Origin of the sequence: Erwinia sp. PsM31, from assembly GCF_030433775.1 — a bacterium.
GTDB classification, from domain to species: domain Bacteria; phylum Pseudomonadota; class Gammaproteobacteria; order Enterobacterales; family Enterobacteriaceae; genus Erwinia; species Erwinia aeris.
In genome coordinates this window covers 52,388-71,308 of the sequence record NZ_JARUWZ010000010.1, presented here as the reverse complement: position 1 = coordinate 71,308, position 18,921 = coordinate 52,388, and the positions used below count along the sequence as shown (strand labels likewise).

The following is an 18,921-nucleotide window of genomic DNA, read 5'->3' as shown; positions in this document are numbered from 1 at the left end:
ATTACCATGAAAATAAAAGATATTCTGGTAGGGTTCGGCACCACGGTACGCAGTATCGTCCTGATCGGATCGAATGCTTTTGCCAAGCGTGAAACGCAGATGTACCCGGAGGAGCCGGTCTATTTGCCGCCTCGCTACCGTGGCCGCATCGTGCTGACCCGCGATCCCGACGGCCAGGAGCGCTGCGTGGCCTGTAACCTGTGCGCGGTAGCCTGTCCGGTAGGCTGTATTTCGCTGCAAAAGGCAGAAACGCTGGACGGCCGTTGGTATCCGGAGTTTTTCCGCATCAACTTCTCGCGCTGCATTTTCTGCGGCCTGTGTGAAGAAGCCTGTCCGACCACCGCTATCCAGCTTACCCCTGATTTCGAGCTGGGCGAGTTTAAGCGGCAGGATCTGGTTTATGAAAAAGAGAACCTGCTGATCTCCGGGCCGGGCAAATATCCGGAATATAACTTCTACCGGATGGCGGGCATGGCGATCGAAGGCAAAGACAAAGGTGAAGCGGAAAGCGAAGCCAAACCCATCGACGTCAAGGGTTTGTTACCTTAAGGAGCCAGGCATGGAATTTGCGTTTTATCTTTGCGGACTGGTGGCCGTGCTGACGACGTTGCGCGTTATCACCCACACCAACCCGGTCCACGCGCTGTTATATCTGATTATTTCACTGCTTTCGGTGGCGGGCGTGTTTTTCTCGCTGGGCGCTTATTTCGCCGGGGCGCTGGAAATTATCGTTTATGCGGGCGCTATCATGGTGCTGTTCGTGTTTGTGGTGATGATGCTAAACCTGGGCGACAGCGTGCAGGCGCAGGAGCGCGAGTGGCTGAAGCCGGGCGTCTGGTTCGGCCCCGGTCTGCTGTCGCTGCTGCTGCTGGTGGTGATGGTTTACGCCATCCTGACTATTAATGACCAGGGCATTGACGGCACGATGATCGATGCCAAAGCGGTCGGCATCAGCCTGTTCGGCCCTTACGTTCTGGCGGTGGAGCTGGCTTCCATGCTGCTGCTGGCCGGTCTGGTGGTGGCTTACCATATCGGTCGCGAACAGCGTCCGGGCGAGGTGTTAAGCAATCGCCCTGATGCGGTGAAAAAGGAGGAAAACGCATGATCCCTTTGCAACACGGGCTTATCCTGGCGGCCATCCTGTTTGTGCTTGGCCTGACCGGCGTGGTGATCCGCCGCAACCTGCTGTTTATGCTGATCAGCCTTGAGATCATGATCAACGCGGCGGCGCTGGCGTTTGTGGTCGCGGGCAGCTATTGGGGACAGGCGGACGGTCAGGTGATGTATATCCTGGCGATCAGCCTGGCCGCTGCCGAGGCAAGTATTGGCCTGGCGCTGCTGCTGCAGCTGCATCGTCGCAGCCAGAACCTCAATATTGATAAAGTGAGCGAGATGCGCGGATGAATCTTCTCTATTTAACTATTTTATTCCCGCTGATCGGTTTCGTGCTGCTGGCGTTTTCGCGCGGCCGCTGGTCAGAAAATCTGGCCGCTACGGTAGGGATGGGCTCCGTAGGGCTGGCCGCGCTGGTCACGCTCTATGCCGGACTGGATTTCTTTGCGCAGGGCCAGGCGGTGTTTAATCAGGCGCTGTGGACCTGGATGCACGTTGGCAACTTTGATATCAAAGTCAACCTGACGCTGGACGGCCTGTCTCTGACCATGCTGTCGGTGGTCACGGGCGTTGGCTTCTTTATCCATATGTTCGCCTCCTGGTATATGCGCGGCGAAGAGGGCTACTCGCGCTTTTTCGCCTATACCAACCTGTTTATCGCCAGCATGGTGGTATTGGTGCTGGCCGATAACCTGATGCTGATGTATCTGGGCTGGGAAGGCGTAGGGCTTTGCTCTTACCTGCTGATCGGTTTCTACTACACCAACCCGAACAACGGCGCGGCGGCGATGAAAGCTTTTATCATCACGCGCGTCGGCGACGTCTTCCTGGCGTTTGCGCTGTTTATTCTCTACAACGAGCTGGGCACGCTGAACTTCCGTGAGATGGTCGAGCTGGCGCCTGCGCACTTTGCGGCGGATAACCCTATGCTGCAATGGGCGACGCTGATGCTGCTTGGCGGCGCGGTAGGTAAATCGGCACAGCTGCCGCTGCAAACCTGGCTGGCGGATGCGATGGCAGGCCCGACGCCGGTCTCTGCGCTGATCCACGCCGCGACCATGGTAACGGCGGGCGTTTATCTGATTGCCCGCAGCCACGGTCTGTTCCTGATGACGCCGGAAGTGCTGCACCTGGTGGGGATTATTGGCGCGATTACGCTGGTGCTGGCGGGATTTGCCGCGCTGGTGCAAACCGATATCAAACGCGTGCTTGCCTACTCCACCATGAGCCAGATTGGCTACATGTTCCTGGCGCTTGGCGTGCAGGCGTGGGACGCGGCGATTTTCCATCTGATGACCCATGCGTTCTTTAAAGCGCTGCTGTTCCTCTCGTCCGGTTCGGTGATCCTGGCCTGCCACCACGAGCAGAACATTTTCAAAATGGGCGGCCTGCGCAAAAGCATCCCGCTGGTTTATGCCTGCTTCCTGGTAGGCGGCGCGGCGCTGTCGGCGCTGCCGCTGATCACCGCTGGCTTCTTCAGTAAGGACGAGATCCTGGCGGGTGCGCTGGCGAACGGTCATATTAATCTGATGGTGGCCGGTCTGGTCGGGGCCTTTATGACCTCGCTCTACACCTTCCGCATGATTTTTATTACCTTCCACGGCGAAGAGAAAATTCACGCGCACGCAGGCAAAGGCATTACGCACCATCTGCCGCTGATTGTGCTGCTGATCCTCTCCACCTTTATTGGTGCGCTGATTGTTCCTCCGCTGCGCGGCGTGCTGCCGGAAACCACCGAGCTGGCGCACGGCAGCGTGCTGACGCTGGAAATCACTTCTGGCGTAGTGGCGATTATCGGCATCCTGCTGGCGGCCTTTCTGTGGCTGGGCAAACGCTCGCTGGTTAACAGCATCTCCGGCAGCGCGGTTGGCCGATTCTTCACCACCTGGTGGTTCGCCGCCTGGGGCTTCGACTGGCTTTACGACAAAATTTTCGTCAAGCCTTATCTGTTCGTCGCCTGGGCCCTGTCACGCGATCCGCTGAATGCGCTGATGAATATCCCGGCCCTGTTCTCCCGCCTGGCTAACAAAGGGCTGGTGGTCAGCGAAAACGGCTATCTGCGCTGGTACGTCGCTTCGATGAGCGTCGGTGCGGTCGTGGTGCTCGCGCTGTTGATGGTGGTCTAAAAGTTTGTGAGCGGGGTGGGGTAAACACTCACCCAGAATTAAAAGATGTTAAAAATTACCTGAATGTTGGGCGTCATCGGCGCAGTCAGTTTTGTCACCGCCAGCGCGCCGCACCCGCAGCATACTTTAGTATGTGAGGACTGCGAGCACTGCCGGGGGCAAAAATGGCCAGTAAGATAGCCCATGCAGGTTCAGAAAAGGGAATCAAATCGCCATGTTATTACCCTGGCTTATACTCATCCCGTTCATCGGCGGCCTGCTTTGCTGGCAGTTTGAACGCTTCGGGAGCAAGGTGCCGCGTTGGATAGCGCTGATCTCGATGGGGCTGACGCTGGCGCTCTCGCTACAGCTCTGGCTGCAGGGCGGCTATTCGCTGACCCAGGCCGCCGGGCTGCCGCAGTGGCAATCCGAGTTTCTGGTTTCCTGGATACCGCGTTTCGGTATCAACGTGCATCTGGCGCTGGACGGCCTGTCGCTGCTGATGGTGGTGCTTACCGGCCTGCTGGGCGTGATGGCTATCCTCTGCTCCTGGAACGAAATTGAGAAATGGCAGGGCTTTTTCCACCTGAACCTGCTGTGGATCCTGGGCGGCGTTATCGGCGTGTTCCTGGCTATCGATCTGTTCCTGTTCTTCTTCTTCTGGGAAATGATGCTGGTGCCGATGTACTTCCTGATCGCGCTGTGGGGACACAAGGCGTCGGACGGGAAAACGCGTATCACCGCGGCCACCAAGTTCTTTATCTACACTCAGGCCAGCGGCCTGGTGATGCTGATTTCGATTCTGGCGCTGGTCTTCGTTAACTACAACGCCACGGGCGTCTGGACGTTTAACTACGAAGATCTGCTGAAAACGCCAATGAGCAACACCGTTGAGTATCTGCTGATGCTGGGCTTCTTTATCGCCTTCGCGGTGAAAATGCCGGTGGTGCCGCTGCACGGCTGGCTGCCGGATGCGCACAGTCAGGCCCCGACGGCCGGTTCCGTTGACCTGGCGGGCATTCTGCTGAAAACGGCGGCTTACGGTCTGCTGCGCTTTGCGCTGCCGCTGTTCCCGAACGCGTCCGCCGAGTTCGCGCCGATTGCGATGTGGCTGGGGATTATCGGGATTTTCTACGGTGCCTGGATGGCCTTCTCGCAGTACGACATCAAACGCCTGATCGCCTACACCTCTATTTCGCACATGGGCTTTGTGCTGATTGCTATCTATACCGGCAGCCAGCTCGCTTTCCAGGGCGCGGTGGTGCAGATGATTGCGCACGGTCTTTCCGCCGCAGCGCTGTTTATCCTGTGCGGCCAGCTTTATGAGCGTCTGCACACTCGCGATATGCGTCAGATGGGCGGGCTGTGGGCGCGCATCAAGTGGCTGCCAGGTCTGTCGCTGTTCTTTGCCGTAGCGAATCTGGGGATGCCGGGCACGGGTAATTTCGTTGGCGAATTTATGATCCTGACCGGCAGCTTCCAGTCGGTGCCGGTGATCATCGTCATTGCTACCTTTGGTCTGGTGTTCGCTTCCGTATACTCGCTGATTATGATGCAGCGGGCCTATTACGGCGCACCGAAGTCAGAAACGCCGCTGCGGGGGATGTCGCCGCGCGAGTTCCTGATGATTATGGTGCTGGTGGTTCTGCTGCTGCTGCTGGGCGTTTACCCACAGCCGATTCTGGACACCTCACATGCTGCAATGAGCAATATTCAGCAGTGGTTTACCGCTTCAATTTCAACTACAAGGCCGTAATTCGCCATGACAATAACTCCTCAACATTTGATCGCGCTGCTGCCCATGCTGATCGTCGGATTGACGGTGGTAGTCGTGATGCTCTCCATTGCGTGGCGGCGCAACCACTTCGTCAATGCCACGCTGGCGGTAGTAGGGCTGAACCTGGCGCTGTTCTCACTCTGGTTCGTGGGACACGCGGGCGCGATGGACGTGACGCCGCTGCTGCGCGTCGATGGCTATTCAATGCTCTATACCGGCCTGGTGATTTTAGCCAGCCTGGCAACCTGCACCTTCGCCTATCCGTGGCTGACCAACTACCCGGATAACCAGGAAGAGTTCTACCTGCTGGTGCTGATTGCAGCATTGGGCGGCGTGGTGCTGGCAAGCGCTAATCACCTGGCTTCGCTGTTTATCGGTATTGAGCTGATTTCCCTGCCGCTGTTCGGCCTGGTGGGCTACGCCTTCCAGCTGAAGCGCTCGCTGGAAGCCAGCATCAAATACACCATTATGTCCGCTGTGGCTTCCTCTTTTCTGCTGTTCGGTATGGCGCTGCTTTATGCCAACTCCGGCAACCTGGGATTTATTGCGCTGGGCCGCAGCCTGAACGACGGAATGCTGCAACAGCCGCTGCTGCTGGCGGGGCTGGGCATGATGATTGTGGGCCTGGGCTTTAAGCTGTCGCTGGTGCCTTTCCACCTGTGGACGCCGGATGTCTACCAAGGCGCGCCTGCGCCGGTGTCGACCTTCCTGGCGACCGCCAGCAAAATCGCCATTTTCGGCGTGGTGATGCGCCTGTTCCTGTACGCGCCGGCCGCCGACAGCGAAGCGGTACGTCTGGTGCTGGCGATTATCGCGTTTGCCTCGATTCTGTTCGGCAACCTGATGGCGATTTCGCAGAGCAATATCAAACGTCTGCTGGGCTACTCTTCCATTGCGCATCTGGGCTATCTGCTGGTGGCGCTGATTGCTATCCAGACGCATCAGCTGTCGCTGGAAACGGTGGGCGTTTACCTGGCCGGTTATCTGTTCAGCAGCCTGGGCGCTTTCGGCGTGGTCAGCCTGATGTCCAGCCCGTATCGCGGCCCGGACGCGGACTCGCTGTATTCCTATCGCGGCCTGTTCTGGCACCGTCCGATCCTGTCGGCGGTGATGACGGTAATGATGCTGTCGCTGGCGGGTATCCCAATGACGCTGGGCTTTATCGGTAAATTTTACGTGATTGCCGTAGGCGTGGGCGCGCAGCTGTGGTGGCTGACTGGTGCGGTAGTGGTAGGCAGCGCAATCGGCCTTTACTACTATCTGCGCGTGACCGTTAGCCTGTATCTGAACCCACCGGAGCTGTTGCAGCGCGATACGCCAGCTAACTGGGCCTTTACCGCCGGCGGCGTGGTTGTACTGATCTCGGCGATTCTGGTGCTGGTGCTGGGTATTTATCCGCAGCCGCTGATCTCGCTGGTGCAGATGGCGCAGCCGCTGATGTAACTCAGCAGGCTGTTAAAAAATCCCGGCTCCTGACTGACAGGCCGGGATTTTTTTTGTGCGCAACCGGGCAGGCTTCAGTCCACCAGGTTGACGCCCAGGCTTTCCAGCAGGCTTAACGCTTCCAGACGGGAAAACGTTGCGCCTGCCACCGAATTGTTCAGTACATTGATGGAGAAATCGCGCGAGTCGGTCAAATCCGCCGCCTGAAGATTGGTTCTGTTAAACAGGCTTCCGGCCAGATCGCAGTTCAGTATTTCGGCTTTGCTCAGATCGCACTCTCTGAAATCCACGTCATGCAATTGGCACTCCATCATTTTCACTTCTTGCAGCGTCAGGCCGAAAAAGGAGGCGTTGGACAACAGGCATTGCGTAAAACGCAGCTCGTGATCCAGATTAAAAGCGGGCCAGTAAGCGCGCGCCCAGTCTGTGCCGCTGAGTTTGCATTCGGTAAAGCTGACCTCGTTAAAACGCGAATCGGGCATTTCCATCACGCTGAGATTACACTGGTCGAAGCGGCAGTTAATAAATTTGCAGCGGATAAACCTGGCGGCGGTAAAGTTGCAGTGGCTGAAGTCGCATCCTTCAAAAATGACGCCTTCAAAACAGGCGGACGGCAGCGCCTGCCTGTCGAAGCAGGTATCGAAATACTCTTTATGATCGGTTATTTTTGTCATATAAAACCTTAGCCTGTGCGGAAGGGAATGGCAGTATCCCTCACCTGACAGTAACAAAATTGACGCACATCGGGAGAAAGAAAATGGAGATTCGCTGGCAGAATCTACATCATAGCGAGCTGAATGCAACTCAGCTGTACCAGATCCTGGCGTTACGCAATGCGGTGTTTATCGTCGAGCAGAACTGTCCTTATCAGGACGTGGACGGCGCGGATCTGGCCGGTGAGAACCGTCATTTACTGGGCATAGCGAATAACCAGCTGCTGGCCTATGCGCGCCTGCTTGCGCCAAAAAACGACGAGGAGCCGGTGAAGATTGGGCGAGTGATCGTCTCTGGCGAGGCGCGAGGCCTGAAGCTGGGCAACCGGCTGATGGAGCAGGCGATTGTTGACTGCGAGCGCCACTGGCCGCAGCACGACATCTTTTTATCCGCTCAGGCGCATCTGCAGGATTTTTACGGACAGTTTGGCTTTAAGCCGACGGGCGAGGTCTATCCGGAAGACGGCATCCCGCATGTGGATATGGAAAGGGCGCGGATACACAAATAAGTAAGAGAGCGGAAAGACGCCTTAACAATGGCTTCTTAACAGCACGTCGGCTGCTGACATTTGCCAGCGGTGGCAAGCCCTGCGTTAGCAGGGCTATCCGGGCGGGTCACGCCACTTTTTTTGCTTTCTTGCCGGACTGTTTTTTCATCTCTTCAGAGTGAACCTGGCGTAAAATTCTTTTTTTCTCGCAGTCGGTAAATCTTGTCAGCACCTGCCTGATCAGCGGCTGATAGCCCAGCCCCGCAAGCTCTGCAATCATTTTGAGATCTTCAATCAGCGACTTGTTAAGACGTATTGAGATGGGCTGTAGCTCAAGCGCCTCATTAATCTCTTTTTCAAACGCCGCAGCGCTTGCCTCGCTGGAAATTTTAACATGCGCTTCGCTACGCCCAAGCACGCCTTCTTCCCATGCGGCATCCGTTGAGGCGATGAGAGAGGCGTTTTGGTCTGGCTTGTTAACGTTGTTACTCATAGTTTTTCGTATCCATATTTGTTGTAGATGCGTATTTCGTCATCGTTAGGGGCGTAGGCCGTCCTGATAGCTACCCCTCTACCCGGATAAAAGATAAAAACCACTTTGAGTTTTATTCCATAATCCGTTTCAGCAATAAACCAACGCGTCGGAGGATCTGACTGATGATCCTCTCTGTTATCTTCAAGAAAATGCCCGTCCCTGTTGGAAAAGCACTGGATTATTTCATCTTCCGTTACGGGAGGCTTTTTTTCAGACAGTTTCAGCCTGATTTTCTGAGAAATCATCAGCTCCATGATGTTTCATCCTTCTTCCCTGATTTTTGTATATACAAGATAAGTCCACTTTATAGCCATTTCAAGTGGTTTTCTTATTTTAATACCAAAGTTAAAGGATTTTTTGTATATACAATTTTTCATTGCGGATATTGGCGATCGGATTGATGACAGAGGCCAGCAAGCTCGATACGGAGTGGCTGGCTTAGAATTACTTAGCTCAACCGGGCGTGAGGCAGGGGCGTCAGGTTGGCTTGCGCTACCCGATGGGATAGTGCTGTCCGGTTTTTTCTACAGCAGGCAGCGCCGTTCTTCTCGCGCCAGGCATCGTAGCCTGATGTCGGCACAGGACTTTCTTTGTAGGTAACAGAAATTAGCCGGACGGCTTTTGCGAGTATCCCTGTGCCATTTGCCTGAATTGAACAGGGATAAAAAAGGCGAGGAGTTCCTCGCCTGTTAACGTTTAGCCCGCCGTCATCTGCCGGTCATCAACGTATTTACGCTTATCCGGCGCCGGTGGGAAATACTGATAGAGCCAGGTTTCGGTCAGCGTCTGGTCTTTGGTGCGCAGGAACAAACGCAGGTTAACCGGCTCGACGGAATCGCTGTTCGGATACCAGTCAAACAGAATGCGATAGCCGTCAATCGGCTCGACATACAGGATCTCGACCTGTTTAACGGTGCCCGAGGTGACCGTAATCACCGGTTCGATGCCTTTTGGCGCGGCCGCTTTCAGATCGCCGCCGACAAAATCCACCGCAAAACGGCGTGCCCAGACGTCCGGATAATGCTCGCCCGGCGCCCAGCCTTCAGGGAAGCCGCCCATACCGGTGCGGGTTGCCTTCACGCGCGACAGATCGCTGTGAACCGGCGGCAGGCCGCTCCAGTAAAGCTTGTAGCTGAAGCTGTGCGCGCTGCCGGCCTTGATGCTTTCTGTAGGACGCCAGAAGCACACGATATTATCCAGCGTTTCGCCCGTGGTCGGGATCTCCATCAGGTTAATTGCGCCTTTGCCCCACTTGCCGACCGGCTCCACCCACAGGCTCGGACGCTTGTTGTACCAGCCGATCACATCCTGATAATTCTCAAAGTCGTGATCCAGCTGCAACATGCCGAAGCCGCGCGGGTTCTCGTCCTGATAGGCGTTAAACGTCAGCCGCTGTGGATTATTCAGCGGGCGGCAGATCCACTCGCCGCTGCCGGTCCACATCGCCAGGCGATCGGAGTCGTGGATCTGCGGATGGATAGTGTCACACATGCGGCGCTCGTTGGTGCCGCAGCTGAACATGGTGGTCATTGGTGCAATGCCCAGCTGGTCGATATCTTTACGGGCATAAAGGTGGTTTTCCACCTCCATGACTACGCGTTTCTCTTCGCAGTGAATAATAAATTTAAACGCGCCGGTGCAGCTCTCGCCGTCCAGTAAGGTATAGACGGTGAAGGTGGTGTCATCGGCTTTTGGCGTTTCAAACCAGAAGGCGGTAAAGTCCGGAAACTCTTCTTTGCTGCCGAAGGTGTTGATAGCCACGCCGCGTGCGGAAAGACCATACTGATAAGTATCGTCAACCGCGCGGAAGTAGCTGGCGCCCAGAAAGGAGACGATATCACGGCTGGCCAGCTCCGGCTTTTTAAACGCGCGGAAACCGGCGAAGCCTAAATCGGTTTTGCCTTCCAGCTGTTTAGTATCGACTTTGGCGTCGTTGTAGTTAAACAGCTCGGGGCGGAAGTGAATTTCACGCGCCTGCCGATCGGCATCCACGGAGAACATGCGTAAACGGCGTTTAAACCCCATGCCGACGTGGAAAAACTGCACGTCAAGCTCGCGATCGGCGTTGCCGTTCCACAGCGAATGATTCGCATCGTACTGAATTTCGTTGTAGGCCTGCGGCGTCAGGGTGGCCAGCGTTTCGGGCAGGGGAGCGGGCGCGCCGCCGTAAGGTTTCTGCGCAAGGGTTGCGGCCATTTTTTGCAACACGTCAAAATCGAAACGCTTTGCCGAGCCGTCGGCGATATCGGTGTCGGCCCAGGCGGCCTGTGCAAACAACGTCGATAAACCGGACATCCCGCTTACCGTAGCGAAAGCCATTGACGCCTTCATAAACATTCTTCGATTCATGCCAGAGTCATATCCTTTGCTGAACGGAACTGTAAAAACTGCGCTAGATCTGTGGCTATAAGAGCCTGTTTTAGCTGAATTGTGAGCGGGTCACAGGGAGTTACGACAGCGTGTGGCGTCAGAAATTCAGTCAGGCAAAATTTAGCAGATAAATCTGACAAAAGCAGGCATTTAACGGGAATCAATATCAGCCGATTCCTGGGCGGATAAACAAGCAAAGCGGCAAAAAGTGTCTATAGTTAAAGGTATTATTCGCACAAGGAGATGTTATGGCTAAGACAACTGACCCACAAGAACTCGACACCCGCCTGGATGACGATCTGGCTCTGCTGACCGAAACGCTGGAGGAAGTGCTGAAATCATCTGGCGATCCGGCCGATCAGAAATATGTTGAGCTGAAAGCCAAAGCGGAAAAATCGCTGAACGACGTTAAAGCACGCGTCAGCAACGCCTCAGATAACTACTACCATCGCGCTAAACAAGTTGCCAGCCGTGCTGATGAGTATGTTCATGAGAAGCCGTGGCAGGGCATCGGCGTAGGCGCTACGCTGGGCCTGGTGGTAGGACTGCTGCTGGCGCGTCGCTAAGCGATAACGCCGGGCGCTACGCCAGTAATAACGGGCACCTTCAGGGTGCCCGTTTTGTTTTTGCCGCCCAGGTTGCCAAAGTGAAAATAACACGTTAATCCTGCCCTAAATCAAAATCGGCCCGCCTGGGCGCTCTTATACTGCCCGCTGCTTGTTTGATCTGGAGTGGGTGATGTCGCACAGTATCTTCAACCGCCGCTGGGCCGCCGTTATACTGGCAGCCCTTAGCCGTCATGGCGTGCAGCACATCTGTATTGCACCCGGTTCCCGATCCGCGCCGCTGACGCTGGAAGCCGCCGCGGGCAACCTGATTTGTCATACCCACTTTGACGAGCGCGGCCTCGGCTATCTGGCGCTGGGCCTGGCGAAAGCGACGCAGCGTCCGGTAGCGATAATCGTCACTTCAGGCACCGCCGTCGCCAATCTTGCGCCCGCCGTGATCGAAGCCAGCCTGACCGGCGAACGCCTTATCGTGCTCAGCGCCGATCGCCCGCCGGAACTCATCGGTTGCGGCGCCAATCAGGCCATCATCCAGCCCGGTATTTTCGCCAGCCACGTCGGCGGCGCGCTGGATCTTCCACGACCCTCTGCGGATATTCCGTCTCGCTGGCTGGTTTCGGCCATTGATGCGCTGCTGCAACAGCATCCTACAGGCACCGTACATATCAACGTGCCTTTTGCCGAACCTTTATACGGCGAAGCGTCCTCGGCGTTCCAGGCCTGGCACGATGAGCTGGGCAAATGGTGGCTCGAAGACACGCCCTGGCTGAACATCCATGCGGAGCGGGTCACGCCTGTGCTCGACAGCTGGCCGCGCTGGCGGCAAAAGCGCGGGCTGATTATCGCGGGCAAAATCACGGCGCAGGAGGGCGTGGCGCTGGCTGAATGGGCAGAGACGCTGGGCTGGCCGCTGCTGGCGGATATACAGTCCCATACCGGCGCGCCGTTTCCCTGTAGCGAACTCTGGCTCCAGGAGGAACATGCGCGGCAGGCGCTCGATCGAGCGGAAATCATTATTCAGTTTGGCGCCCGGCTTACCGGGAAAAGGCTGACCAGCTGGCTGGCGGCAGCGGATCCGGCGGCATACTGGCTCATCGATCCGCTGCCCGGCCATCTGGATCCCGCCCATCATCGCAGTCAGCGCATAGTGGCCGACATCGGCAAATGGCTTGTCGATCATCAAGCCGTTTCGCAACCCGCATGGCTGCCTTCTCTACAGGCGCTGGCGCTGGAAACCCACGCAGCGCTCGCCGAAAGGCTACAGGAGTTTGGTGAAGCGCAGCTGGCGCAGCGGCTGGCAGAGCTGCTGCCGGAGCAGGGCGCGCTGTTTCTGGGCAACAGCCTGACCATCAGGCTGGCCGACGCCTTTGCCCGCCTGCCTGCTGGCTATCCCGTCTATGCCAGCCGCGGTGCCAGCGGCATTGATGGGCTACTTGCCACCGCGACCGGCGTACAGCGCGGCAGCGGCAAACCGTTGCTGGCGATAGTGGGCGATCTCTCGGCGCTGTATGACCTCAACAGCCTGGCGCTGACCGCCGGGCCGCTGGTGCTGATTGTGGTCAATAACGGCGGCGGACAGATTTTTTCCCTGCTGCCGACGCCTGAAAACGAGCGGGCGCGCTTTTTCACCCTGCCGCAGCAGGCGTGTTTCGCCAGCGCCGCCGCTATGTTCGGCCTGGATTACCGTCAGCCGGAAGACTGGCCATCGCTGCAGGCCGCTGTTGAAGCGGGCTGGCGCAGCACCACCGCCACGCTGATTGAGCTGAAGGTTGAGGCGGGCGCACCGTGGCTCGCCGGAGCATGGCGAAAATGATACTGCACGCGCGCTGGCAGGGCGAACACCGCAGCGACAGGCCGACGCTGGTCTGGCTGCACGGCTTTTTGGGCAGCGGTCGGGAGTGGCAGCCGGTGCAGGATTTTTTCTGCGACTGGCCGCAGCTGAGCATTGACCTACCCGGACACGGCGGCTCACGGGCGCAGCAGGTCAGCGGTTTTGAACAGCTTTCGGCGCGGCTGAACGCCACTTTGCGACAGCATCGTATTCAACGCTACTGGCTGATCGGCTATTCGCTCGGCGGCCGCGCGGCGCTGTATCACGCCTGCCGCTGTGCAGATTCGTCGCTGGCTGGCGTGGTGCTGGAAGGCGCTCACTTCGGGCTGGCGTCGCCCCATGAGCGGGCGCAGCGGCTGGCTGACGATCGCCACTGGGCCAGCCTGTTCCGCCAGCAGCCGCTGGGCGACACGCTGCATAAGTGGTATCGCCAGCCGGTGTTTGCCGATCTGCGCGAACCGCAGCGGCAACAGCTGATCGCCCTGCGAGCCGATAACGATCCGCAGGCGCTGGCCGCTATGCTGCTCAATACCTCGCTCGCCCGCCAGCCGTATCTGCTGCCGGAAATCCAGCGCCTTCCTGTTTTCCACTATCTCTGCGGCGAGCACGACCTCAAATTTCAGCGTCTGGCCGCCGGGGCCGGGCTGCCGGTTACCACTATCCCGGCGGCGGGTCACAACGCCCATCGCGCCTGCCCACAGGCCTTTGCCGCCGCCCTGGCGCAAAAGCTCAACCCCGTTTAAGGAGAAATCATGATTTATCCCGATGAAGCGATGCTGTATGCGCCGACAGAGTGGCGGCCATGTGGCGACTACAGCGATATCCTCTATCACAAAACGTCGGACGGCATCGCCAGGATCGCCATCAACCGGCCCGAGGTGCGCAACGCTTTTCGGCCGCAAACCGTTAAGGAGATGCTGCATGCTCTGAGCGACGCGCGGCACGACGAGCAAATCGGCGTCATTATCCTTACCGGATCGGGCGATAAGGCTTTCTGCGCCGGCGGCGATCAAAAAATTCGCGGTGACTACGGCGGCTACCGCGACGAGGCAGGCGTACATCATCTTAACGTGCTGGATTTTCAGCGTCAGATCCGCACCTGTCCCAAGCCGGTAGTGGCGATGGTGGCAGGCTACGCGGTCGGCGGCGGGCACGTGTTGCATATGCTGTGCGATTTAACGATAGCGGCGGACAATGCGCAGTTTGGCCAGACCGGCCCCAAAGTCGGCTCTTTCGACGGCGGCTGGGGTGCGTCTTATATGGCGCGCATTGTTGGTCAGAAAAAGGCGCGTGAAATTTGGTTCCTGTGCCGGATGTACAACGCGCAGCAGGCGCTGGAAATGGGCCTGGTTAATACGGTCGTGCCGCTGGCTGAACTGGAAAAAGAGACGGTGCGCTGGTGTCGTGAGATGCTGCAAAACAGCCCGATGGCGCTGCGCTGCCTGAAGGCGGCGCTGAATGCCGACTGCGACGGCCAGGCAGGCTTGCAGGAGCTGGCGGGCAACGCGACCATGCTGTTCTACATGACGGAAGAGGGCCAGGAAGGGCGCAACGCTTTTAATCAGAAGCGGCAGCCGGATTTCAGCCGCTTTAAGCGAAATCCCTGATGCGCCGGGCGACGCTCTTTAATTACAACATACTAGTGACGGCGGGCGTGGTACTGCGCGATCGGCGGGTAGCATCGCGCCACGGGCTGCTGGTCAGGCTGGAAGAGGCGGGCCGGGAAGGCTGGGGCGAGATAGCGCCGCTGCCCGGCTTCAGTACGGAAACGGCGGCGCAGGCGCAGGCTGAAACGCTGCGTTGGCTGCAAGGCTGGCGATCGGGCGCGGAAACGGGACACGGCTTGCTGACGCCCGTGTCGCCATCGCTTTCGTCCTCAGCGCCATTACCAAAAGAGCACGGCCTGTCGCCTTCCGTGGCGTTTGGCCTCAGCTGCGCGCTGGCGGAACTGGCTGGCCTGCTGCCGTCAGCGGGCAACTATTCTGGCGCGATGCTGTGCACAGGCGATCCCGACGAGCTGATTGTTCAGCTTAACCAGCGGCCGCAGCCGGTAGCCAAGCTGAAAGTGGGCCTTTACGAAGCGGTGCGCGATGGCATAACCGCATCGCTGCTGCTGGAAGCGGTACCGACGCTGAGGCTGCGGCTGGATGCGAACCAGCAGTGGAGCCTGGAGAAAGCCAGGCAGTTCGCCCGTTTTGTGCCGGAGCCTCTGCGCTCGCGTATCGCTTTTATCGAGGAGCCGTGCCGAACGCAGGAGGATTCACGTCTCTTTGCGCAGGAAACGGGCATCGCGCTGGCCTGGGATGAGAGCAGCCGCCTGCCGGGATACGTTCCGACCGCGGAACCCCATTTGCGCGCTATCGTGATCAAGCCAACGCTTGTCGGCAGCCTGGCAACAATCCGCGAAACTATCGCCCGAGCCAGCGAGGCCGGCCTGACGGCGGTGATTAGCTCGTCGGTGGAGTCGAGCCTGGGCCTGACGCAGCTGGCGCGGATAGCCAGCTGGCTGACGCCTGGCGTCGCGCCCGGTCTGGATACGCTTTCGCTAATGCAGCAGCAGCTGGTGCGCGCCTGGCCGGGGTCGCCGCTGCCGCTGACGCCTGCTGAAGACCTGGAGGAAGTATGCTGACTTCAGGCCGCTGGCCCTGGCTGTCGCTGACGGCTGCTGAAGACCTGGAGGGAGTATGCTGACTTCAGGCTGCTGGCCCTGGCTGCCGCTGACGGCTGCTGAAGACCTGGAGGAAGTATGCTGAGCGCTGACTGTTGGCCATGGCTGTACTGGGCGAAGCTGGCGCCGACTCGCCTCGCGCTGACGGTTGACGATCGCGCCTACTGCTGGGCGCAGCTGGCAGACCAAATCGAGGCGCTGGCGGCAGGCTTCCACGCGCAGGGCGTAAGCGCCGGAAGCGGCGTGGTGTTACAGGCCGCCAACAGCGAACGGGCCGTGCTGGCCTGGCTGGCGCTGCTGCGCTGCGGCGCGCGCCTGCTGCCGATTAATCCCCGGCTGCCGGCCTGGCAGACTGCCGCGCTGCTGCCTTCGTTAAATATGGACTATGCGCTGACGCTGAACGGCGAGGGGCCAGCAAATATCCCTGCGTTAAAGATAATCAATCAAGCTGGCCCGATCCCGGCCCGCTGGCAGCGCGACGCCATCGCCACGCTGACGTTAACCTCCGGCTCCACCGGCCTGCCGAAAGCCGCTGCACACACCTTTAACGCGCATTTCGCCAGCGCGCACGGCGTAACGACAAGGCTGAACTTTGGGGCGGACGACAGCTGGTTGCTCTCGCTGCCGCTGTTTCATGTTTCCGGCCAGGGCATTTTCTGGCGCTGGCTTTACCGCGGCGCAAGGCTGGTGCTCAGCGATAACAAAATCAGCCCGGAAGCGACTTTTGCCTCGCTGGTGCCTACGCAGCTCTGGCGTTTGCTGCAGGAGCCGACGCTGCGGCTGGGCACCGTTTTGCTTGGCGGGGCGGCTATTCCGCCAGCCTTGACCGCTCAGGCGGAAGCGCGCGGCATCGCCTGCTGGTGCGGCTACGGCATGACGGAAACGGCCTCGACCGTGGCGGCGAAAAGGGCGGACGGCGAGCCGGGCGTCGGCGAGCCGCTGCCCGGTCATAGCATCAGGCTAAACGAGGGAGAAATTACGCTACGTTCAGAGGCGTTGGCCTGCGGCTACTGGCAGGACGGGAAGCTGCTGCCGCTTACCGATAAGGAAGGATGGTTTCACACGCGCGATGGCGGTGTGCAGCGCGGTAACAATCTGCTGATTAGCGGGCGTCTGGACAATCTGTTTTTCTCGGCGGGGGAAGGTATTCAGCCCGAACAGCTGGAAGCGGTGCTGGCCCGGCACGAAACGGTGGAGCAGATTTTTATCGTGCCGCAGCCTGATGAGGAGTATGGTCACCGGCCGGTTGCGCTGGTGGCGCTCAAGGGCACGTCTTCGTTCGCGCCGCTCCAGGACTGGGCGGCAAAAAATCTGGCCGGGTTTCAACGCCCGGTGCGCTGGTACACACTGCCGAAGCTGAGCGGCGACGGCATCAAGCCTTCCCGCAGGCAGCTGGCGGAGTGGGTGTTACGGCAGGAAAAACAGTAATGCCGGAACAAATTCCGGCATTACTGACTATTGACAAAACTATGCTCAGCCGTCAGTTCGCTACTTCGTTGGGTGAATAGCCGCAGAGACAGAGCGGAACACGGAGATGCCGTGAATACGACTATCCAGGCTTGTTGCCCGTCCGCTCAGCCTCTACCGCTGTGGTGCTGCTGTAAAAAACGGCAATACACCCGCAGGCTTTTAAGTTGGTCATCAAACAATAATGCCGGGAAAATATCCCGGCATGGCTATGCTGACTGACGCTATCGAGGCCAAAGACGGCCCGACATTTAGCCCTGTTTTGCTTCTTTCAGCGCCTGTTCCACGCCTGCGCCGTAGGCCGGATGCACCTGATAAAAGAGCGCGAGCTGGCGCTGCTGGATAAACTCCGGTATCTGACGCAGCTCTCCGGCGATACGCTGGAACATCCGCTGGTGTTCCTCTTCGCTCAGCAGGTTAAACAGCGCGCGCGGTTGGGTGAAGTAGTCATCATCTTCGCGATGGTTCCAGTGGTCGGCTGCACCTTCCAGCGACAGCGGCGGCTCGCTGAAATCGGGCTGCTCCTGGAACACGTTAAAGCTGTTGGGTTCGTAGGTGGCGCCGTTGCCGCTGTTGCCGTCCACGCGCATCGCGCCGTCGCGATGATAGTTGTGGAAGGGACACTTCGGCGCGTTCACCGGGATCTGATGATGGTTGACGCCCAGACGATAGCGGTGCGCGTCACCATAGGAGAACAGGCGACCCTGTAGCATCCGATCCGGCGAGAAACCGATGCCGGGCACTACGTTAGCCGGGCTCATGGCGACCTGTTCCACTTCGGCAAAGTAGTTATCCGGATTGCGGTTCAGCTCAAACTCGCCCACTTCAATCAGCGGATAGTCGGCGTGCGGCCAGACTTTGGTCAGATCGAACGGGTTGTAAGGCGTGGAGGAGGCTTCGGCTTCCGGCATAACCTGCACAAAGAATTTCCAGCGCGGGAAGTTGCCTTGCTCAATGGCGTCGAACAGATCGCGCTGCGAGCTTTCACGGTCGCGACCAATCAGCAGCGCGGCCTCATCGTCCATCAGGTTCTGAATGCCCTGTTCGCAGCGCATATGGAATTTAACCCAGAAGCGCTCCTGCTGGTCGTTGATAAAACTATAGGTGTGGCTGCCGAAACCGTGGATATGGCGATAGGAAGTGGGCAGGCCGCGATCGCTGAAGTCGATGGTCAGCTGGTGCAGCGACTCCGGCAGCTGCGAGAAGAAATCCCATTTGTAGGTTGGGTTACGCAGGTTGGTACGCGGATCGCGTTTCACCACGTGGTTCAGATCGGGGAACTTCAGCGGATCGCGCAGATAGAAAACGGGGGTGTTGTTGCCGACCAGATCCCAGTTGCCTTCTTCGGTATAAAATTTCATCGAGAAACCGCGAATATCACGCTCGGCATCGGCACCGCCGCGCTCGCCGGCCACGGTAGAAAAGCGCATAAACAGGTCGGTTTTTTTACCCACTTCGGAAAAAATCTTCGCCCGGCTGAAACGGGTAATATCTTTAGTTACGGTAAAGGTGCCGTAAGCGCCGGAGCCTTTGGCGTGCATACGGCGCTCCGGGATCACTTCGCGGTCGAAGTGGGCCAGCTTTTCCAGAAACCAAACGTCCTGTAGCAGCATCGGGCCGCGGCGTCCGGCAGTCATTACATTATTATTATGGGCGACTGGCGCGCCTGAGGCGGTGGTGAGTCCTTTTTTGGTCATGAGCGCATATCCTCGTTAACTGAAGTGATACCTTTCAAAATTTCTTTTTCAATCGGCACTGGCTATTGTGTGGGCTATATTGCCCGCTTCGGTTAATCGACGGCAATCTGGCGTTAGCTATTGCTGCCATTTGCCGTATTGATGGTGA

18 protein-coding genes are annotated in these 18,921 nt (G+C 58.2%); 13 read left to right on the top strand and 5 right to left on the bottom strand.

What is annotated here, in order from left to right; translation table 11 throughout:
- Positions 1–6: 6 nt before the first annotated feature.
- The 6 genes from nuoI to nuoN all read left to right on the top strand — a co-directional run bounded on the left by nuoI (position 7) and on the right by nuoN (position 6,438).
- Positions 7–549, top strand: a complete 543-nt coding sequence (gene nuoI, locus QCD69_RS10275; protein ID WP_253459790.1) for an NADH-quinone oxidoreductase subunit NuoI — start codon at positions 7–9, stop codon at positions 547–549.
- Positions 550–559: 10 nt separating this feature from the next.
- Complete coding sequence (nuoJ, locus tag QCD69_RS10270) at positions 560–1,105, top strand: NADH-quinone oxidoreductase subunit J (protein ID WP_125288247.1); 546 nt, start codon at positions 560–562, stop codon at positions 1,103–1,105.
- Positions 1,102–1,404 carry an NADH-quinone oxidoreductase subunit NuoK gene (nuoK, locus tag QCD69_RS10265; protein ID WP_034894855.1) on the top strand — a complete coding sequence of 101 codons (303 nt, stop codon included), beginning with the start codon at positions 1,102–1,104 and terminating at the stop codon, positions 1,402–1,404. The genes nuoJ and nuoK overlap by 4 nt, the downstream gene beginning before the upstream one ends.
- Complete coding sequence (gene nuoL, locus QCD69_RS10260) at positions 1,401–3,239, top strand: NADH-quinone oxidoreductase subunit L (RefSeq protein WP_301251923.1); 1,839 nt, start codon at positions 1,401–1,403, stop codon at positions 3,237–3,239. The genes nuoK and nuoL overlap by 4 nt, the downstream gene beginning before the upstream one ends.
- 214 nt (positions 3,240–3,453) lie before the next feature.
- Positions 3,454–4,974, top strand: a complete 1,521-nt coding sequence (gene nuoM / locus QCD69_RS10255; RefSeq protein WP_253459796.1) for an NADH-quinone oxidoreductase subunit M — start codon at positions 3,454–3,456, stop codon at positions 4,972–4,974.
- Between the two features lie 6 nt (positions 4,975–4,980).
- Positions 4,981–6,438, top strand: a complete 1,458-nt coding sequence (gene nuoN / locus QCD69_RS10250; protein WP_253459799.1) for an NADH-quinone oxidoreductase subunit NuoN — start codon at positions 4,981–4,983, stop codon at positions 6,436–6,438.
- A 74-nt stretch (positions 6,439–6,512) separates the two neighbouring features.
- Here the strand turns inward: nuoN and QCD69_RS10245 are convergent, their stop codons facing one another.
- On the bottom strand, positions 6,513–7,112 hold the full coding sequence (locus QCD69_RS10245) for a pentapeptide repeat-containing protein (RefSeq protein WP_301251922.1): 600 nt from the start codon (positions 7,110–7,112) through the stop codon (positions 6,513–6,515).
- Positions 7,113–7,195: 83 nt separating this feature from the next.
- Between QCD69_RS10245 and QCD69_RS10240 the strand changes: the two genes are divergently transcribed.
- The gene (locus QCD69_RS10240) at positions 7,196–7,660 is read left to right on the top strand and encodes a GNAT family N-acetyltransferase (RefSeq protein WP_253459804.1); all 465 of its coding nucleotides are present in this window, start codon (positions 7,196–7,198) and stop codon (positions 7,658–7,660) included.
- Between the two features lie 106 nt (positions 7,661–7,766).
- Here the strand turns inward: QCD69_RS10240 and QCD69_RS10235 are convergent, their stop codons facing one another.
- From QCD69_RS10235 to QCD69_RS10225, 3 genes are all read right to left on the bottom strand, one after another.
- Positions 7,767–8,132: a hypothetical protein gene (locus QCD69_RS10235; RefSeq protein ID WP_125288240.1), complete on the bottom strand. Its 366-nt coding sequence runs from the start codon at positions 8,130–8,132 to the stop codon at positions 7,767–7,769.
- Positions 8,129–8,428, bottom strand: coding sequence for a hypothetical protein (locus tag QCD69_RS10230; RefSeq protein ID WP_125288239.1), 300 nt, complete (start codon positions 8,426–8,428; stop codon positions 8,129–8,131). Before QCD69_RS10230 ends, QCD69_RS10235 begins: the two co-directional genes overlap by 4 nt.
- A 442-nt stretch (positions 8,429–8,870) precedes the next feature.
- Entirely contained in the window at positions 8,871–10,523 is a 1,653-nt protein-coding gene (locus QCD69_RS10225) for a glucan biosynthesis protein D (RefSeq protein WP_125288238.1), read from the bottom strand.
- A gap of 269 nt (positions 10,524–10,792) precedes the next feature.
- On the opposite strand from QCD69_RS10225, the gene elaB reads away from it, so the two are divergent.
- From elaB to menE, 6 genes are all read left to right on the top strand, one after another.
- Positions 10,793–11,110, top strand: coding sequence for a stress response protein ElaB (gene elaB / locus QCD69_RS10220; RefSeq protein ID WP_253459807.1), 318 nt, complete (start codon positions 10,793–10,795; stop codon positions 11,108–11,110).
- Positions 11,111–11,282: 172 nt separating this feature from the next.
- Positions 11,283–12,923: a 2-succinyl-5-enolpyruvyl-6-hydroxy-3-cyclohexene-1-carboxylic-acid synthase gene (gene menD / locus QCD69_RS10215; RefSeq protein WP_301251921.1), complete on the top strand. Its 1,641-nt coding sequence runs from the start codon at positions 11,283–11,285 to the stop codon at positions 12,921–12,923.
- Positions 12,920–13,684, top strand: coding sequence for a 2-succinyl-6-hydroxy-2,4-cyclohexadiene-1-carboxylate synthase (gene menH / locus QCD69_RS10210; RefSeq protein ID WP_301251977.1), 765 nt, complete (start codon positions 12,920–12,922; stop codon positions 13,682–13,684). The genes menD and menH overlap by 4 nt, the downstream gene beginning before the upstream one ends.
- Before the next feature lie 9 nt (positions 13,685–13,693).
- Complete coding sequence (menB, locus tag QCD69_RS10205) at positions 13,694–14,548, top strand: 1,4-dihydroxy-2-naphthoyl-CoA synthase (protein ID WP_301251920.1); 855 nt, start codon at positions 13,694–13,696, stop codon at positions 14,546–14,548.
- Positions 14,548–15,570, top strand: a complete 1,023-nt coding sequence (gene menC, locus QCD69_RS10200; protein WP_301251918.1) for an o-succinylbenzoate synthase — start codon at positions 14,548–14,550, stop codon at positions 15,568–15,570. Before menB ends, menC begins: the two co-directional genes overlap by 1 nt.
- A gap of 120 nt (positions 15,571–15,690) precedes the next feature.
- Positions 15,691–17,037 carry an o-succinylbenzoate--CoA ligase gene (gene menE, locus QCD69_RS10195; RefSeq protein WP_301251976.1) on the top strand — a complete coding sequence of 449 codons (1,347 nt, stop codon included), beginning with the start codon at positions 15,691–15,693 and terminating at the stop codon, positions 17,035–17,037.
- Between the two features lie 290 nt (positions 17,038–17,327).
- Here the strand turns inward: menE and QCD69_RS10190 are convergent, their stop codons facing one another.
- The gene (locus QCD69_RS10190) at positions 17,328–18,773 is read right to left on the bottom strand and encodes a catalase (RefSeq protein WP_253459819.1); all 1,446 of its coding nucleotides are present in this window, start codon (positions 18,771–18,773) and stop codon (positions 17,328–17,330) included.
- Positions 18,774–18,921: the final 148 nt, after the last annotated feature.

Excerpts from the sequence above, each read along its gene's own strand:
- QCD69_RS10230 (WP_125288239.1), bottom strand. The coding sequence starts at position 8,428 with ATGGAGCTGATGATTTCTCAGAAAATCAGGCTGAAACTGTCTGAAAAA.
- QCD69_RS10240 (WP_253459804.1), top strand. The coding sequence starts at position 7,196 with ATGGAGATTCGCTGGCAGAATCTACATCATAGCGAGCTGAATGCAACT.
- QCD69_RS10190 (WP_253459819.1), bottom strand. The coding sequence starts at position 18,773 with ATGACCAAAAAAGGACTCACCACCGCCTCAGGCGCGCCAGTCGCCCAT.
- menB (WP_301251920.1), top strand. The coding sequence starts at position 13,694 with ATGATTTATCCCGATGAAGCGATGCTGTATGCGCCGACAGAGTGGCGG.
- nuoJ (WP_125288247.1), top strand. The coding sequence starts at position 560 with ATGGAATTTGCGTTTTATCTTTGCGGACTGGTGGCCGTGCTGACGACG.
- menD (WP_301251921.1), top strand. The coding sequence starts at position 11,283 with ATGTCGCACAGTATCTTCAACCGCCGCTGGGCCGCCGTTATACTGGCA.
- QCD69_RS10235 (WP_125288240.1), bottom strand. The coding sequence starts at position 8,132 with ATGAGTAACAACGTTAACAAGCCAGACCAAAACGCCTCTCTCATCGCC.
- nuoL (WP_301251923.1), top strand. The coding sequence starts at position 1,401 with ATGAATCTTCTCTATTTAACTATTTTATTCCCGCTGATCGGTTTCGTG.
- elaB (WP_253459807.1), top strand. The coding sequence starts at position 10,793 with ATGGCTAAGACAACTGACCCACAAGAACTCGACACCCGCCTGGATGAC.
- QCD69_RS10245 (WP_301251922.1), bottom strand. The coding sequence starts at position 7,112 with ATGACAAAAATAACCGATCATAAAGAGTATTTCGATACCTGCTTCGAC.
- menC (WP_301251918.1), top strand. The coding sequence starts at position 14,548 with ATGCGCCGGGCGACGCTCTTTAATTACAACATACTAGTGACGGCGGGC.
- menH (WP_301251977.1), top strand. The coding sequence starts at position 12,920 with ATGATACTGCACGCGCGCTGGCAGGGCGAACACCGCAGCGACAGGCCG.
- nuoI (WP_253459790.1), top strand. The coding sequence starts at position 7 with ATGAAAATAAAAGATATTCTGGTAGGGTTCGGCACCACGGTACGCAGT.
- nuoN (WP_253459799.1), top strand. The coding sequence starts at position 4,981 with ATGACAATAACTCCTCAACATTTGATCGCGCTGCTGCCCATGCTGATC.
- nuoK (WP_034894855.1), top strand. The coding sequence starts at position 1,102 with ATGATCCCTTTGCAACACGGGCTTATCCTGGCGGCCATCCTGTTTGTG.
- QCD69_RS10225 (WP_125288238.1), bottom strand. The coding sequence starts at position 10,523 with ATGAATCGAAGAATGTTTATGAAGGCGTCAATGGCTTTCGCTACGGTA.
- nuoM (WP_253459796.1), top strand. The coding sequence starts at position 3,454 with ATGTTATTACCCTGGCTTATACTCATCCCGTTCATCGGCGGCCTGCTT.